11 protein-coding genes are annotated in these 18,242 nt (G+C 51.8%); 6 read left to right on the forward strand and 5 right to left on the reverse strand.

Annotation, left to right across the window (positions count from 1 at the left end; translation table 11 throughout):
• Positions 1-13: 13 nt before the first annotated feature.
• The 5 genes from SynA1560_RS12670 (at position 14) to SynA1560_RS12690 (ending at position 9,097) form a co-directional block, all read left to right on the forward strand.
• A complete protein-coding gene (locus tag SynA1560_RS12670) occupies positions 14-1,069 on the forward strand; it encodes a cyclic nucleotide-binding domain-containing protein (RefSeq protein ID WP_222930212.1) in 1,056 nt (351 codons plus the stop codon).
• Entirely contained in the window at positions 1,030-3,765 is a 2,736-nt protein-coding gene (locus tag SynA1560_RS12675; protein WP_255476975.1) for an ATP-binding cassette domain-containing protein, read from the forward strand. Before SynA1560_RS12670 ends, SynA1560_RS12675 begins: the two co-directional genes overlap by 40 nt.
• Entirely contained in the window at positions 3,762-4,883 is a 1,122-nt protein-coding gene (locus SynA1560_RS12680) for an HlyD family efflux transporter periplasmic adaptor subunit (RefSeq protein WP_186469590.1), read from the forward strand. The genes SynA1560_RS12675 and SynA1560_RS12680 overlap by 4 nt, the downstream gene beginning before the upstream one ends.
• A gap of 98 nt (positions 4,884-4,981) precedes the next feature.
• Positions 4,982-7,102, forward strand: coding sequence for an NHLP family bacteriocin export ABC transporter peptidase/permease/ATPase subunit (locus tag SynA1560_RS12685; RefSeq protein WP_370523162.1), 2,121 nt, complete (start codon positions 4,982-4,984; stop codon positions 7,100-7,102).
• Positions 7,103-7,219: 117 nt separating this feature from the next.
• The gene (locus SynA1560_RS12690; protein ID WP_186500723.1) at positions 7,220-9,097 is read left to right on the forward strand and encodes a CHASE2 domain-containing protein; all 1,878 of its coding nucleotides are present in this window, start codon (positions 7,220-7,222) and stop codon (positions 9,095-9,097) included.
• A gap of 453 nt (positions 9,098-9,550) precedes the next feature.
• Here the strand turns inward: SynA1560_RS12690 and SynA1560_RS12695 are convergent, their stop codons facing one another.
• The 3 genes from SynA1560_RS12695 to SynA1560_RS12705 all read right to left on the reverse strand — a co-directional run bounded on the left by SynA1560_RS12695 (position 9,551) and on the right by SynA1560_RS12705 (position 12,151).
• Positions 9,551-10,201 carry a hypothetical protein gene (locus tag SynA1560_RS12695; protein WP_222930213.1) on the reverse strand — a complete coding sequence of 217 codons (651 nt, stop codon included), beginning with the start codon at positions 10,199-10,201 and terminating at the stop codon, positions 9,551-9,553.
• A 75-nt stretch (positions 10,202-10,276) separates the two neighbouring features.
• Entirely contained in the window at positions 10,277-11,773 is a 1,497-nt protein-coding gene (locus tag SynA1560_RS12700) for a mechanosensitive ion channel family protein (RefSeq protein ID WP_222930214.1), read from the reverse strand.
• 27 nt (positions 11,774-11,800) lie between these two features.
• Entirely contained in the window at positions 11,801-12,151 is a 351-nt protein-coding gene (locus tag SynA1560_RS12705; protein ID WP_186469595.1) for a DUF3307 domain-containing protein, read from the reverse strand.
• Positions 12,152-12,180: 29 nt separating this feature from the next.
• Here SynA1560_RS12705 and SynA1560_RS12710 point away from each other — a divergent pair, with 29 nt between their 5' ends.
• Positions 12,181-12,489 carry a hypothetical protein gene (locus SynA1560_RS12710; protein WP_186500726.1) on the forward strand — a complete coding sequence of 103 codons (309 nt, stop codon included), beginning with the start codon at positions 12,181-12,183 and terminating at the stop codon, positions 12,487-12,489.
• 88 nt (positions 12,490-12,577) lie between these two features.
• Here SynA1560_RS12710 and SynA1560_RS12715 read toward each other — a convergent pair whose 3' ends face one another.
• The gene (locus tag SynA1560_RS12715; RefSeq protein WP_186500727.1) at positions 12,578-15,157 is read right to left on the reverse strand and encodes a 4Fe-4S binding protein; all 2,580 of its coding nucleotides are present in this window, start codon (positions 15,155-15,157) and stop codon (positions 12,578-12,580) included.
• A 386-nt stretch (positions 15,158-15,543) separates the two neighbouring features.
• Complete coding sequence (gene alaS, locus SynA1560_RS12720) at positions 15,544-18,225, reverse strand: alanine--tRNA ligase (protein WP_186500728.1); 2,682 nt, start codon at positions 18,223-18,225, stop codon at positions 15,544-15,546.
• Positions 18,226-18,242: the final 17 nt, after the last annotated feature.

Below are 18,242 nucleotides of genomic sequence, written 5' to 3' on the forward strand. Positions count from 1 at the left end.
CGTTGTCAAAAAGGTGGATGTGACTACAATTAAGACGGCAATAGAACCCGATCAAACGGTGTTTGACTTTACAAAAGAGGCAAGCGAGGATCTTCAGTTATGGGTTCGCACCAACGGAAGGATTGAGATCAAACAGAGCGGAACACAATTGATTGAAGAAGGCATCGTTAGCAACGATGTTGTGATACTGATGAAAGGTACAGTCGCTGTCAATACAACTGATCACAACGGAGATTCTCAACGTCTCGCCATTCTCAGCCAAGGAACGATCGTCGGTGAGATGAGTTGGCTAGAGAGACGCCCAGCAGTCGCAGAAATTGTGACAGAAACTGAAAGCAAAGTTCTGTTCCTAAGCATTGAACAACTGGATAAAATGCGAAGTGATGAACCTAAGCTGGCTGCTGAATGGCAGCAACTGATTGCTCGAAAACTAGCGTCTCAAATTAAAAATCAAAATGCCTGGATCCATCGCTATGAAGGTTCTGGTGCTGAAATAGAACCGTTGAGGAAAGTTCTGGTGATGTTTGCAGAACTCAACGACATTGATCTCGATCAGATCGCAACTATGGGATCACTACGTCGAGTTCCACCTGGTGGAATCCTGCTCAAGCAAGAAGAAGAAGTAGCATCCATCTTTTTGGTCCTTGCAGGGGAAGCTGAAATTCTGATCAATGTCGACGGGAGCACCAAAAAAGTTGGTACATCCCGACGCGGTGAATTACTTGGAGAACTCACCCTCTTAACATCAGAGTCTCAAGGGGCGAGTGCCACAGTGAAAAGCACTAATGGAATGGAACTGCTCGAGCTTGATAAGGTCAAGCTAAAAGAAGCGCTCAGCGACACACCCGAATTTGCAGATCGGTTTTTCCGCAGTCTGAACTGTATGTTGTCGCAGAGAAGCCGCGACCAGTTGCTGGCACGGCAACTTGCTGCTCGAAGTCGAACTGCAGAAGCTGAGGATGATGAAGACGCGCTTGATTTGACGCAACTCGGAAACATTAATCGAGCGGGCCAACGATTTCATGCCCTATGCCAAAAATTTCAAAATGGGGGAGTCGCAAGGCTGTGAAACTTAAGGCGGGAGAGCGGATCACATGGCCGATCACCAACTTCTTAACCACGCAGGATCACTTACTAGGGGCGATGCAGGGAATACCATTCATTCGCATTAAGGCAAATCTTGCCTTACCAGGTCTTCCAATTGAATGCATTCAAAAACTAAAACTTGAGTTAATTGCAACACAAGACAATGACTTTATTGAGCACGTCAATTCAACCACTCCCGATGGAATCCATTGGTTAAATAATGAGATACTTGTTCAATTGGGTCAAGTTATTAATTCACCAGTTGGTTCATCAATAGATGACATCTGTGCACTCCTGGAAGAGCTCTTCAATCACGAACAGTCAAAAAACCAGCAGAGGATCAAGACCCATCAATCGCTAGGATATCAAGGTGAAGTTGCACTCTTTAACGCAATTGAGGGCAACACGCAAATCGGCGCAGAGACACAAAGGCAAAACAATAATAGTGAACTCGCTGGCTTAATAGCGATGATCAAAGACATTGATGTCGAAGAAATTATCGATATCAAAATACAGCAATCAAATACGAGAGATCATCTTCAACAATTGCTTGAAAACAACGAATTAATTGGCCGAGAGGTACTTATTAGTGAAGAAAACCTAAGAAGTGATTGCGGAGATTTAATCGCATTCGCTGAAGAAGGAAGTCATTCACCCATCCTGCTAAAAAACACATCACGTGGATATGTGATGCTGGACCCGAAAAAAGGGAGTTCAGTCAAGGATATCAATCAATACCCTGAGGCTCTGAAAAATATTAGCCCGCGAATGATATCAGTAAACCGATCGCTAAGCAAAAAAGACTTAAGCACATTAGGCCTACTGCGATTTGCATTCGGTGAATCAAAAGATTCTACTCAATACGTAATCTCCGGATTGCTCATCGGATTGGCTGTCGGTTTTCTGCTGTCCATTGGACGAGATATTGGTGCTTCACGTTGGATATTCACACTTAGCGCCAGTGGGGTTGTTTTAGGTACTGCTTTGGGATTCGTCAGTCAAGGCTTTCGAAGTGGTATTGCCCTGATGTCGGTCGCGACAGGACTCGCCATGCTGACGCCGACATTCAACACGATCATTACTAACAACGCGCTTCCAGATCAGGATTTAGGGCTCTTACTTCAAATCAGCCTTGTAATGGTCGCAGCTGGCGTGACACGCGTAGCCTTGGAGTGGCTCCAAAGCCGAGATGTACTCCTCACCCAACACCAAGGCGCAGCAAAAGTGCAGCTCGCTGGGATGTACCGGCTTTTAAGCCTTCCAACGGAGTTTTTCCGAGTACGCAGTATTGGTGATTTACAACTGCGTTTTGGAGCTTTTGAAGATATCAGGCTTGAAATTCAAAGCCTGATAGAAGGGGGACTTATACGCCTACTTCTTATCAGCACATATGTGCTATTCATGCTCAAGATAAGCGTAAAACTTACGCTACTTGCCATCATTTTATCAGCATTCATTGCACTTCCAACGATTCTAATCGCCACTCAGTCAAGGAAACTAAAACGCCATCAGGAGGTCACCGAGTCAGAAGCACAGAGTCGTAATCTTGAGATAATCAATTCTGTTAGTAAACTACGAATCGCTGGAGCTGAAGCACAAGCAGCACGTTGGTGGGCAGAGCCATACAAGCAAGTAATTAGCTTAGAAAATAAAATTGATGCAAAAGAAGCAGCTGCGGAGCTTATTAAGAGCGTCATGCCCAATCTTGGGACTTTGATGATTTACATCATGATCACAAAATTAATCGCTGAAGCGACTTCATCGACCATAGTCAATGCTCCCAACATTGGCCAACAATTGGGATTCTTTGCTGCATTCAACACCTATATCGGGGGTATCGCGGGATTAGCCGGTCTCTTGACTGGAGCCTTTGATCTGCCGGTGTTGTACGAGCGAGCAAGACCAATCCTGGATGAAGCACCTGAAGCCAAAGACAACACCAAAGAATTCGGTGTCCTGCAAGGCGGTTTCCAATTGGATCGCGTGAGCTACCGCTACAAGCCTGAGATGCCCCTAGTTCTGGATGGAGTCAGCTTTGCAGCCAAGGCTGGTGAGTATGTAGCCATTGTTGGACCATCTGGATCCGGTAAATCAACGCTAGTGCGCCTTCTCTTGGGTTTTGCCCAACCAGAAAACGGAACGATCCTTCTCGATGGCAATCCACTATCAGGGCTTGATCCAAAAAGCGTGAGACGCCAAATTGGAACTGTCCTTCAAAGCAATTCTCTTTTCAGCTCCTCGATCATGGAAGCCATTGCTGGAGGAGCCGTGATCCAGGAAGATGAAGCTTGGCATGCTGCAGAGCTCGCCGGACTCGCCGACGACATCCATGCCATGCCCATGGGGATGCACACGATGATTCCTGACGGCGGAGGAACACTCTCAGGTGGTCAGAAACAACGAGTCGCCATTGCTCGAGCCCTGGTACGCAAACCACGATTGCTGATTTTTGATGAGGCCACCAGTGCTCTCGATAATCACAGCCAGGCTGTAGTGGCGCAGAGCTTAGACAAACTGTCCGTGACACGGATTGTGATCGCCCATCGGTTAAGCACGATCCGCCATGCAAACCAAATTATTGTGATGGAACGTGGGCAAGTGAAAGAGAAGGGAACATACGAGACACTCATGGACAAGGGAGGTCTCTTCAAACGATTAATGGAGCGGCAGGTTCAATGAGTCTTTTCAGAAAAACTGCTCTTGATGCACTCTCTACACCAGAACAGCTCAATCAGCCTCTCCAATTGCTGCGACCGTCCCAGTGGCTGCTTCTGATCTCGCTCGGGAGCTTTAGCCTAACGATCCTGCTGTGGTCAATCCTGGGAAAAATTCCAGTCAGAATCAGCGGTAAGGGCGTGCTTATTCGACCAAATAGTCTGTCTGTAGTGCAGAGCGAGACCAGCGGCCAAGTGCTTGACGTGCCAACACAAGTTGGCGATTGTCTGGAAGAAGGCGAGCAAATGGCACGAATTGATCCGGTGAGTCAAGATATCGAAATTAAGGCGGCAAAGACTCGGCTCTATCAAATGATCAGCCAAGACAGTGCTCAAGATGCCCTTGGAGAAAAACAATTGCAATTATTACAATCTGATGTTGAAAGGATCAGACATTTATCGGACATTGGAGCGATTTCAACTGACGAAATTAATCAACGCAATCGCAGACTGACCCAATTGCGATATGACATCAAAGCAGCTAACAATAGACGGGAACAGAACATCCAAGAGCAAAGAAATCAGATCAACTCCCGGCAAGAGGAAATTGAACGCCTAAGCATCATTCGTGCTCCAATCAGCGGATGTGTTGTCGATCGTGGGATCCACATTGGCGAGGTGGTGCAATCCGGAAGCACACTGTTCACCATTCAGAACCAAACTGACTCAAAAACTCTCGAGAGTCTGGTTTTTTTTCCAGCACGAGATGCCAAACGTCTACAGATCGGGCAACGCGTCAGGGTCAGCCCGACGACGACCAAGCAACAACGGCATGGCGGCATCGAAGGCGAGATCACAAGCATCAACGTTTTACCCATTCGTGATGATGCTGTGATCAAACGCTTGGGAGTGAGATCCCTACTGGAGTCCGTTCGGGGCCCACAAGCAGCTCCATTGATTGAAGTGGGCACAAGCCTTCAGCGCGACCCCAACACTGTCAGTGGATATGACTGGGGAGGCGGTGAAGGTCCAAACATTCAAATCACAACAGGAACAACAACCAATGTTCGCGTTCTGGTGGAAGAAAGGCGACCGATCAGTTATGTGATCCCAATCCTGCGCGATTTAACCGGAATTTATTAAAAACTTCCACCATGCTAATCACGACGCTCAAAACCATTCGAAACAGCCATGACGCCAAAACCCAGGGACGTTGGGTTCAGACACCAACGCGGCTGCAAATGGAAAGCACCGAATGTGGAGCCGCTGCCTTGGGTATCATCCTCCAGCATTACGGTCGCTACGTTCCCCTAACGCAACTCAGAGAGCGTTGTGGCGTCTCCAGGGATGGAAGCGATGCTGCAAATTTGATCTTGGCAGCTGAAAGCTACGGACTCAAAGGAAAGGGTTTTAAAAAAGGAATTAAAGCACTTCGAAAAATCAAACCACCTGCCATTGTCTTCTGGGAATTCAATCACTTTCTTGTTTTCGAAGGGTTTATTGGCGACAACATCGCTCTCAATGATCCCGCCCTTGGCCCAAGAATGGTCAGCTTTGAAGAGTTTGAAACCAGTTACACGGGGATTGTTCTCACTCTGGCCCCTAACGAAAGCTTTGTGCGCGAAGGCCAAGTGCCCACAGTGTGGCCGATTGTTTGGCGACGACTGCTGTCAGAACCTGGTGGAGCAACCTTCATCTTGATCTGTGGCTTGCTACTGATCCTGCCGCAATTAGTCATGCCGGTGTATGCACAGATCTACATCGATGAAGTGATTAACAATGGCATGCAGAGCTGGCTGAAACCGATGCTCTGGGCCATGGCCATCACCATCGGTCTGCAAACCGCGCTTCAGTATTTACAACTCCTGGGAACACGCACCTTGGAACGACGCCTGACACGTCGCTTCAGCGTGCGTTTTGAGCATCAGATGCTGTCTCTACCAGAGCGTTTCTACAGCCAACGCTATGCATCCGACATTGCCAGCCGTATGGATGCCAACGCGAGCATTGCTGCATTCATCGGCAGTCGCATGATTCCAATGGCAACGTCAGTGGTGTTGCTGATGTTTTACCTAATTCTCACCATTCTCTACAGCCCCTGGCTCGGTCTTTTGGTGATGACGACAACAGTAGTGAATGCAGCCGTTGTGAAAGCCAATCTTAGAATTCAAAAAGATTCCAATCTCACCTTACAAAAAGATAGCGCCAAAGCAATGGCAACCACAATTGCTGCCATCAGCAGCATTGAAACAGTCAAGGCTTCAGCACTTGAGAACGATATTTTTCGCCGTTACTCGGGCTATCAAAGCCGGCTATTGAACACCTTTCAGCGTTTGCAATTACGCAATGCTCAAATCCGAGTCATCCCCAATGCACTCACAACACTGAACGAGGTTGCAATTTTCATCCTTGGTTTCTTTCTGGTCATTCAAGGAGAACTCACACTTGGCATGCTGCTTGCTGCTCAAACCATCGCCCTGTCGCTAAAGACACAAATCGACAGTGTCATGACCTTCGTTCAGCAACTACCAACCTTTGAAGCCGAAGTACTGCGCTTAGAAGATGTACTTGAGCAGCCCCATGACCCACTGATCAGCCAAGAGCAAAGCCGCGAGTGGAACCAAAGCAGCAACCGATTGAGCGGAGAGATTGTTCTCAACAATGTGAGCTTCGGCTTTACCGCAATCAAAGAGCCCCTCATCCAAAATTTCAGTCTCACCATTCATCCAGGGCAACGCATTGCTTTGATTGGTGGTAGCGGAAGCGGGAAAAGCACATTAGCCAAGTTAATTGTTGGCCTTCATCAACCCTCAGACGGTGAAATTCTGTTTGACGGCGCATCACTCGTCAATATCCCGAGGGCCATCAGCACCACATCACTTGCGATGGTTCAACAAGACGTTCAACTGTATGGATGTTCGGTCCAGGACAATTTATCCCTTTGGAATCCTTCCATCAGTCGATCGGACCTCCAGAGGGCCTGTGAAGATGCAGAAATCGCTGAGGTGATTCAATCGCTGCCTGAAGGTCTCAATTCCGTGCTGAGTGAAGGAGGAAGCAACCTGTCAGGCGGGCAAAAGCAGCGACTTGAACTCGCCCGTGCCTTAGCTCAAGATCCGAGTGTTTTGGTACTGGATGAGGCCACATCGGCACTCGATGCTGAAACCGAGCACCACGTGATTGAAAATCTGAGGCGTCGTGGCTGCACCCAGATCATCGTGGCGCACCGGCTCAGCACGATCCGCGATGCCGATTTGATTCTCGTTTTAGATCGAGGTCAGGTGGTCCAACAAGGACAACACCACACCATGATTCAGGAACCTGACAGTCCCTATGCACGCCTTCTGCAGGAGAGCGCATGAATCGTCACGATGGAGAGATCAGGCTTCCAACGTTTCAGGTCAACGTCAGGGGGCCGTTCTGCAACACACATCAAACCAATCTGGGGCCCGTCAGGCTCATCCAGAGGTGAAACGGCGATGAAACACGTCCGCCATCTGATGCAATCCACCGGGCCCTACCTAGCGGCCTTAGGAATCCTGGTACTGCTGCGCAGCACCGGCCTTGCACAAACTCTTGATCTGGTGGTCTACGACCTGATCACCAGTCAACGATCCGAGGGATCTGGGCAAGACCAACCGATCACCCTGGTGGGCATTGATGAAAGCGACATCCAGCGCTTTGGATGGCCCATTGATGACGGCATCTTTTGTGATGCCTTCGATGAACTCAACGCCAAAGGCGTGACCGCTATTGGCTTCGACATCTATAGAGACCAAGGCGTAGGAGCCGAGCAGCAATGCCTGCGTGATCGCTTCCGTGGTCAGCCCACCTTGGTGTCCATTTTCAATGTGGCTGCAGGAATTGCAGCAGTACCGGGCACACCCATCGAACGTCAGTCGTACAACGACCTCAGCCTGGATGCTGATGGAGTTGTGCGTCGTGACCTGGTGCATGTCACCGGACAAGACGAAGCCACAGTGGCATTCCCCTTGCGCGTACTGGAAGTCGCCACCGGTGATCGATCCTTACGGGACGCCCTGGATGCGGGCACGAATCCAGGTCCATGGTTATCGGCGGATGGTGGGGGCTACCACAACGAAATCGATGCAGGACTCGGGCTGCAGCGGTTGCTGCGCTTTCGCGAACCGCGCAGTTACGCGACCTACACCCTCGCTGAAGTGGTCGATGGTGCCGTGCCCGAAGACGTCCTTCGAGATCGTGTCGTGTTGATCGGCAGCACAGCACCCTCCCTACGCGATCTTTTCGAGGTGCCTCACACGCGATTCGATCGTGGTGAAAGCCTGTTCACCATTTCGGGGGTGGAGGTGCATGCCAATCGGCTTGCCAGCCTGATGGATGAACGCAGCGGAAGCTTTCAACCAGGTTGGCTGATGCCTGGCTGGGGCAATCTGCTGATGGTGATTGGCTTCGCCGGCACAGGACTGCTATTCGGGGAGCGCATCCCCAAACAACGAATCAGCATCCTTGTTGTAGGCCTTGTGGCCACTGGAGCTGCTGCAGGGCTCGGAGCGCTGCTCTGGAACCACATCTGGATCGGTATGGCCATGCCGCTGACAGGGCTATTGAGTTTCAGCGGTGCGGCTTGGCTGCGCCGTGGGATGGAAAGCCAACAACACACCCAACAGATTCAACAACTACTCGGCCAGACCACCTCGCCAGCGGTGGCGCAACAACTGTGGGAACAACGCGACTCTTTACTCAGTGATGGGCGTTTCCAAGGGCAACAACTCCCGATTACCACGCTATTCACAGACACGGCCTCATTCACCAGCGTGTCGGAAGGCATGAGTCCACGGGAATTGATGAACTGGCTAAACCGCGGCATGGAGATCTGTGTGCCCGCAGTCACTGAACGAAATGGCATGGTGAACAAGTTCACCGGCGACGGAATGCTGGCCGTATTCGGTGTTCCATTGCTAGGAGATCCATCCGCAGAAGCCCAGGCAGCAGTTGAAGCTGCATTCCAAATCAAAGAGGGACTGGTGACACTCAACGAACAGCTCAAAATTGAAAGTAAACCCATCATGCGCGTGCGCATGGGCATTCACTCCGGCGAAGCACTGGTGGGTTCGATGGGCAGTGCAGAGCGGATTGAATATGCCGTGATCGGCGATGCTGTGAACTGCGCATCGCGCCTAGAGAGTTATGACAAGAATCGCCATGAAGGAGTGCTGAGAGTTCTGCTCTCAAGTACCACATTGAAACTCCTGCCAACAGAGTTCCGCGAATCGTTGAACTTGAACCACTGGGGACCGGTCCACGTGAAAGGTCGCGAAGAGCCACTGGATGTCAGTGAGTTGAAGTTTGACACCAAACAAAATGAAGGCATTTAAAAAGTGAGGATTGGCAAACCTTCAAACGTAGAATATGGCACTGAAGAATCCTGTAATCCTGGAGAAACTTGAGTAAAGACGGCAAAGCCAAAGTCATTAGATATCGATACTCGCCGGCAACATGAATAACATTCCCATTAATACAAGAGCCTCCGATGATTCTACACCGTTGAGTCCTCTGGCTGCTCTCAAGCGATGGCTGAACTCCAAAAGAAAAAAGGGGCGATAGGGATACTTCAATCAAGACTCAAGAGATTCGAAGAAGCTCAATTATCACACCTCAAAAATCATTATCCCTGACAAATCTAGAAGAGAACAAAAGCATAACTGAAGTTTTACAGCATAACGCTAAGCGAAGAGAGGACAATGCAATGATTCATACAATATTGACAAATAAGGTTTCACAACTTAGAGGCCAATATTACGGCGAATTAAATAAAGATGTTTCAACGTTCACGAGTCACAACGAATCGGTAGCGTCTTGGGCCAAGCCTCCGTGACCAAATCTGCAAATCCAAATTGAGCCATGGTCTCTGCAGTTGGCACATTGGATCCACACTTGGCGAGCAGGCCTCTTAACAGTGCTTGCAATGACTGATCGGTGGGCTCAGCATCCGACACCAACAAACTCAATGCCGGAGGGGAGGATGATTGGACAAAGGCCATGGGATCGGGACTATCTCCCTCGTCTCCAGACTCGCAATTGAAACTCGTTTCCCAAACAACAGGACGCGTCCCTTCCACATCAAACAGCACGACGCTTGCCGGACCTGCAGCAAGGGTGCGGGTGCTTTCGGCAGTGCCGTCCTCAGGCTTCAGGATGACCTGCAGGCTCACTGGACGATCAGATGGACCCTGCAGAATGCCCACAAGGCCCGACGCATCGGGTGCGTAGACACTGGTCTCAGGAACCAGATGAATCAGGGAACGAGCGCTGCACTCGCCACGGGTTCCTCCGCCCACACGCCGGCCAGGGAAGGTGCTGCGCGGATCGGGTTGAGCTTCCACCATCACTGCAAAGCCGCTACTGATCACCAAACCAGCAACAGCTGAGAGCAACATTGATTGGGCTGAAAAGCGGCCCATATGCCGAGGGGTGTCCACTATCTCTCCAGCCTGGCAACAATCCTGTCAACTGTCCAAAACGAAATCTGAAACACCAACGAAATTGATGTTGTGTCAGCTTGCTGAGAACAGTCGAGCAAAGGTCTTGCGCATGCGCTCAATCAAATCAAGCTCAAAGGTCTGGGTCTGGTCTAGCGAGAATTCGCGGCGGCGTGATTCACGATTCGCCATGACAGCTGCGAAAGCTTCCATGGCATCACCGTTTTTCAAAAACTGATCATTGATTGTGCGCTGACTAATTTTCTGAACCATCACATGCCCCTTAGCCAATACTGATGCCTTGCGAGGCTCATCAGTGAGAGCAGCCATTTCACCAAAAACAGCTCCCTGACACAATTCGGCTAGCTGTATCTGCCCCTGTTGGGCACCACTCGCCTTCACATGTACAGAACATGTCCCCTCGAGGACGACGTACATCGAACCACCCACATCGCCTTCACGAACAATCGTCTCAGCATCACCAAACGACAGAACTGGATCGTGTACGACAATGTCCCTGATTTGAGCATCGTTAAGCGACTCAAACAGCAGCTCACTCCGCAGAACAGCAAAACTCTCATCTTGCAATTGCTGTTCAAGCTCTCCCTCTCTCCGTTCGGTATCAGCAAACGTTCTGGTATCCTCAACCGGATATGGAAATGAGTAACCCGCACGATGCACAGCATACCAAGCGTCAGCAAAAAGACTTGACTTAATAACAGCCCTTTGCATGTAGTCTTCAATGAAAAACCATAATCGATAGTTAATCGATGAATCACTAAATTCTTCGACCAAAATGTACGAATCTTGCGCATCGACAACACTAGGGTGTTGATCTAAAACAGCCGATAAAATTGCAATAATCTTCCCAGGCGGCGCCTCATAGGGAAGGCCCATAACGATGTCTAGTTGATAACGACGTGCAGTGGGCCTGGAAAAATTAATCACTTTTCCAGTGTCAATCACAGAGTTCGGAAGAATGATCATCCGATCTCGCGCGTTGTCATAGAGGTAGGCACTGTTCCATGACACAGTCTCAACACGGCCAACACAACCATCAATCTCCACCCAATCGCCAACTGAAAATTGCCGTTCCACCTGAAATGTGAGAGCAGAAGAAATATTGCTGATCTGCGAGGCGGTGCCGGGACCCACAACAAAAGCCAGGCCTCCCAAAACTGCTGCTGAACCAAGGGTTGTCAACAATCCTTGGCTTTGAAGCTGAGCTGCTACCACCACCATTACCGCCCCAACAAGAAGCAGATCCTTCAAAATCCTTGGAGGCGCAACTTTGCGCCGACTGAATCTGGCGAGTACGATCCAACAAAAATCAAGGACAACCTCAACGAGGGCGACATAGAGCGCACCGATCTCAACCAATCGGAGCCAGATCAGTGCCTCACCCTGCTGCTCGAACAACAGCACCAAACGACTCAAGATTGCAGCCGTCAATGACACCCGAAAAAACAACATCCCGGGGATCCAACGTCCATACCGAAACGAATGCGATCGACGAGCACGACCCAACACAAAGGTCAGCAGCCATAGCAACACCAACAAAAACAAGGGCATCACAGCACTTCAGGCATCATCAACGTCTTACAGCCACTCTGTCAGAACCATGACCCAAAGCACCTTGCAGGCCCCATGCATCAGCTGATCAGCAGCAAGGGTGTATCGGAAACGACACTTGCCATAATCAATAACGGCATGGAAGAACATTTCCGCTAAGCCAAGAATCGGAACACCCGTCAGCAAAGCGACCACAAAACCGTGGGTTCCCGCGTGGGCAGACAACCACCAACGCCAATCCAAAACAACATCTTTCCCTGGACACTTTTCAACTGCCATCCGATCCCCTTGGAGGGGAAAGTCAGCAACAAAATGCCCAAGAATGAGCAAGATCAGCAGTTGAAAGGGTTGATCCGCAGGAAAGGCTATCTCAAGCATCTGCGGAAAGCGACCATCACCCTTTTATCGTGACTCATCCGCAAAAGATTTCAACAGAACAACGTGAGCCGTTACGTGCAAGAAGGAAAGGGCTGGCCTGGGGCAATCTGCAATCAACACGTCACAGCCATACTCTTGTGCAACAACGCCGTGCGATGGATTCCATTGCTCTCCAGCTGAACGAGCGCAAAAGCAAAGGGCCTGAAAACTCCGTCATCAACCCTGCAACGACGCTTCCTCTTAGACCTCAGGCGCCAGGTTCGGCCGACAACCACCATCCCACCGTTAACAAGCAGCTCAAAGTCGCCCAACGCAGAAGAAACCGACATCAGCAATGAACGATCCAACAGCACAGCGAAGCGCCTGATGAATGACCTCGAAGGCAGTCAGCGGCAGACCACCTACCTCGAAGACCAACGCCGCTGCTTAAAACGACCCACTCATCGGTGTTTCGTCTGATCGCTTCAGACGCTTGGCCAGTTGACGCAGCAAGCCGTGCGTGAAATGGCTCGAGCGCTGCATCAACTCATCAAAGGCGTGAACAGGAAACACAAAAACGGTAAGGCCATCGGAGCAAGCCTGAAGCTGGCTCATGGATGGCTCTCCGGTAATCACCTCCATTGCACCGATGACGGAGCCAACGCCATGCTGCAGGAGTTGGCCACCATCGGTTATTTCGGTTGCACCACCACGAAGAATCAACAGGATTAAATTCTTGAGGTTCACAGCATCACTGGCTGACCACGATTTCAACCAACCATTCTCAGCAACCCATAGCAATCCAGACGGCAACAAATCACCGAACAAGCTTGAATTTGCTAAGCAAGGAAATTCATCGAGATCACGATGCTTTTGCCCCTTGATCTGACTCTCCAAAAACATTGATGTCCCAAGCTCAAGTCGACCGGACTGCAATCTCAATGCAACAACCTCAGGCCGAATGAGTCGCTCGACCATCAAGACCCAACCAGCTGTATCGGGGTCAGGATCCATCCATAGCGTCTCAAGCGCTTGATCCAAAGAAGCGCTCTGGTCTGGTTGTTGCTGCAACTCCTTTTCCAACACATCAGGAGGAAAAACCTCGGCAATTCCATTCAAACGCTGCTCCATCGCTAACGCCAAAGGATGCAGCAACACCTGATCGGTTGCATGCTCTTGCAAAACCAACAAGTAGGCGCGCTCTTGCTTGAATTGCTGCAGGCGTGTCTGCATCCTCAACCGTGCCAAATCACCCGTGCTACTGAATCGGCCAAGCACGCGCTCAGCATCAGCATCCTCCAAACCTGAATCCAACTTCAACCGTTCCAGGCGAGACTGCAATTGCGCAGGGAGAGCAGCGACTTCAAGAGTCTGCAAGCTTGATATGACCAGAAAATCCTCAATGACTTCAGCAAAAGCTTCTTCACGTAATTGCTGAAGCTGCAGAGTTCGCTCATCCAGCTGCAACAACGACGGTTCCTCGACCGCTAAAACGCGGATGGCGGCATGGTGATCCTCTTCGGAAAGCTTCAAACTTTGACGCAACTCTTCTAAGTCCGCTAACGCAACGGCTCGATCAAGAGAGCCCTTACCAATCAAATCACGAATGACTCCTTGATAAATCTCACGGGCCTGTCCACGAACAGCAACAGGAAGTGCCTTGGCCAAAGTAAAAATCTCTTGGGCCGACAAGTCCTGCAATCTTCGTCCATCCAATGCGATATCGAGATCAGGAAGTTGCTTCAGTTGTCTTCTCAAACTATCGCTTGTGCTCTCACGACGATACGTGGATTGGTCACGCGACCAAGAACGGAATAAAACAATCGCCGAGACCGCTAATACCAACGAGCGCATCCATTGACCCCCATGGGGACCAAACGTGCCCTGACTGGGATCAACGAACCAGAAAAAAAAGTTAACTGAAAAAAAAGTGGCTAGTAAACGCGTCCGACTAACCGCTAACTCTGCAGCGGTAGGCAACCCTAGTTTTTCGTATCGATGCAAAAAGATGCGCTCCATGCCTTGAAAGACAGCAAAAGAGGCCCAGCCAGCTAAGGCCAAAAGCAGGGGGATTACCACAATCCTTGGAAACGGAAGCCATCCACCCAAAGGATCAAAAGCTCGCGTAGGTAATGTTGCATCAAAAGCCCAGTGGCCTTCGCGCAAATAAGTGAGTTCTGAATCTTTGGGTGCCACATGAGCCTCAATAGCCATCATCAACTCAAAGAACATCAGAATCAGACCTGGATAGGAATACCAGGCCCAAGCCAATCCACGCTTACCCCAGAGAGACTTCCAATAATGGCGTTCAGAATCAATATCAATGCAAGAGACTTGGCAAGCCACACAGGCACTTTTCTCCTGACCTGAATCAGCAATGGAGCGACACATCGACTGAGTGATCTTGGTTGTACTGCCGATATGAGCAGCTCCCCCAAGAGCACCGCGCTGACCCGTCAAAATCGTTTGAACTGGACCCATTGGACAGATATATTGACACCAGGCTTTTCCGGCATAGAACCAACCAGCGAATGCTGCTGCTGCCAGAGTAAAAATTATTAGCGATGCCAGGCCTATTGGACTGGAATTAACAACCAACAGACGAAGACAAAGTCCAGCAATCAGAAGCGTCCACTGCAATTGCACGTGATGACGCGCGAGCCATGAGTCTGGATTGACCTTAACGGGCTCAAGACGACCTCTTTTATTCTCAACTTTGCGCTGAATCCCAAGTGAGCGAGCAGCCTGAGAGACAAATGCCAATGGACAAATTCGGCGCCAAAATTCGTGGCTTCCAACAACCAAAATCAACAAACCAGATGGAACAACGACTCCCCAAAACAAACGATTCCCTGGCTGGCGATGCATCACGCACTCAATAGCGTTGGGTTCACAACCTGGAGCCAATGACGGTGGCAATGCCAACACTGGAATAAGCAGTGAGAGGATCAATAAACACCAACCAGTCAATAAAATCCAGCGCACTACCCGTGCCTGATGTTCTGGCCATTGGCTGAACCAACGCATGCTGAATCGCGCTCAAACATCACCTTAACCTGGCCAAAATGACCTTTGAACGTCAATCAGAAGGTTGCATCCCAGCGCCCAAGCCAAAGATGAAAAGCATCAGGGCCATGTGGGTCGAACACCACAACTGGAAGCCTTGCGCTAGTGGCTGAAAGTGCTGCTAGCGGCTCAAAAGCAAGATCTGAGCTCGCAGGAGATCACCGATGAAGCAGGCACGATGGTGTTCCGCCGACGGGAGCATCGCAAACCTTGAAGGTGCTGAAAACAGTGCTAAAGCCATCAATCTCCCCCAAGAGCCAGGATGCACACACTCGCCGAGATTGAGTCGGTGGCATCCAAATCCAAGTCTGCTTGGGAGAACCAATGACCAGCCCGTGGACGGCTGATTACCCCTGCAGCTCTTGCCGCAACGTGGTTATGGCCTGCTCCAAGGCACCATCCAGAGCAGCCCCATCACGCCCTCCAGCCTGAGCCAGGTTGGGCCGGCCACCGCCACCACCGCCACAGAGCTTGGCGATGCCAGCGATGAATTGGCCAGCCTGAAGCTTGGCAGCAATCACCGACGTGCCGAAGGCCGCCACCAGGATCACTTTGCCCTGATCGGCTGGGTCCGGCAGTCCACCGATCACGACCGCAGCACCATCCCCCAGCTGATCAGCCAGGTTCTGCGCGGCCCCCTGCAGACCCGCGCCATCCACGCCATCGAGTCGTTCCACCAGCAGCTGGAAGTCGCCCACCGCAACAGCCTTCAAGGCCAGCGCTGCTGACTTGGCCACCGCCAGTTCAGCCTGCGCCGCGGCCAGCGCCTTGCCAGTGGCTTTCAGCTCGTCTTGCAGGGCAATGACCCGGTCGACGATCTCCGCAGGCTGCGCCTTGAAGCGCTCACCCAGCCGCTTCACCACCGCATCCCGTTCATTGAGATAGGGCAGCACTGCTGCACCCGCGACGGCTTCGATGCGGCGAATGCCAGCAGCAACACCGCTCTCACTCACGATCTTGAACAGCCCGATTTCCGCCGTGTTGCCCACATGGGTGCCACCGCAGAGCTCCATCGATACGCCTGGCACATCCACCACACGCACCACATCGGCATATTTCTCACCGAACATCGCCACCGCTCCAGCGGCCTTGGCCTGCTCGATCGCCATCTCCTGCACCTCGAGCGCATGAGCATCGGCAATCCAACCATTGATCAAGCTCTCAATACGTTCCAGTTCCTCTGCGGTGACCGCCCGCGGGCAGTGGAAATCGAAACGCAGGCGATCAAAACTCACCAAGGAGCCGGCCTGACCGATACCGGAATCCACCACCTGTTTAAGCGCTGCTTGCAACAGGTGGGTAGCGGTGTGATTGGCCTGCGCACGACGACGGCAAGCACGATCCACCCGGCCGTACACCACATCACCCACCGACAGACCACCGCGCTCCACACGACCGCTGTGCACGAACACACTGCGATTGCGACTCACGGACTCGACGATCACGATCAGGCCATCACCGGCCTGGCCATCCGCCACCAGCGTGCCCCGATCACCGATCTGGCCGCCCCCTTCGCCATAGAACGGCGTGACATCCAGCACCACCTGAATGGCATCTCCAGCGACAGCGGTCTTCGCCGGCTCACCGTTCACCACCAGGGCCTGGATGCTGCTGCTTTGTTCCAGCTGCTCATAACCCCGAAACTCAGTGTCTTGCAGTCCTGCAGCCACCTGGTCGATCGCGTCTTGCAGCGTGAGGTCAATGCTCACTGCAGCTGCTTTCGCCCGCTGGCGCTGCTGCTCCATCGCCGTCTCAAAGCCGTCGACATCCACAGCAAGGCCGTGCTCCTCAGCGATCTCCTGGGTGAGCTCCAAGGGGAATCCATAGGTGTCATAGAGCTCAAAGGCCTGCTCACCATTGATCTGCGACGGCTTGGCCGCGAGCACATCAGCGAGCAACTTCTCGCCGCGTTCCAAGGTCTCCAGGAAGCGAGCTTCTTCCCGTTGCAGTTCCGCAAGGATCACCTCCCGCCGCTCTAGCAACTGCGGATGCACTGATTGCATCAGGGCGATGGAGGCCTCACCCATGGCCTGGAGAAACGGCTGATCGATGCCGAGAAGACGGCCATGGCGCACCACCCGGCGCAGCAGGCGCCGCAGGATGTAGCCGCGGCCGAGGTTGCTAGCGGTGACGCCATCGCTGATCAGCTGGGTGATCGCACGGCTGTGATCACCGATCACCTTGAGCGACGTTTGGCCCTTGTCATCGAGCTGGTGGTAGTCCACACCAGCCTGCTCAGCCGCCGCCTGAATCAGCGGAAAGATCAGATCGGTCTCGTAATTGTTGGGAACCTTCTGCAGAATCTGCGCCATTCGCTCCAGACCCATGCCGGTGTCAATGTTGCGGTTCGCGAGCGGCGTGAGCATTCCCTCCGCGTCGCGGTTCGACTGCATGAACACCAGGTTGTAGAACTCGATGAAGCGGTCGTCGTCGTCCAGATCGATGCCGTCATCGCCCAGTTCAGGCTTGAAGTCGTAGTAGATCTCCGAACAGGGCCCACACGGCCCAGTGGGACCAGAGGCCCAGAAGTTGTCGGCCTCATCCATACGGATGATCCGCTTGGGGTTCACCCCCACCACCTCACGCCAAATCTGCTCCGCTTCGTCGTCGTCACGGAAGACACTCACCACCAAATTTTTGGGATCCAGACCGAACACCTGCGTGCTTAGCTCCCAGGCCCACTCGATCGCCTGCCGCTTGAAGTAGTCCCCAAACGAAAAGTTGCCGAGCATCTCGAAAAATGTGTGGTGCCTAGCAGTCCGGCCCACGTTCTCAATGTCGTTGGTGCGGATGCACTTCTGGGAACTGGTGGCACAGGGGGCTGGACGCTCCTGCTGTCCAAGGAAAATCGGCTTGAACGGCAGCATCCCAGCAATGGTGAGCAACACCGTGGGGTCGTCAGGCACCAGGGAAGCGCTGGCCATGCGTTTGTGGCCGCGCTCCTCGAAAAAAGCCAGAAACGCTTCTCGGATCTCCGCACCCGTGCGGGGACGCGCTGCATCGGTTCGCGACGATCGTGCAACAGCCATGGCGAGTTCGAGCTCGA

Origin of the sequence: Synechococcus sp. A15-60, assembly GCF_014280095.1 — a bacterium.
Lineage (GTDB): Bacteria > Cyanobacteriota > Cyanobacteriia > PCC-6307 > Cyanobiaceae > Synechococcus_C.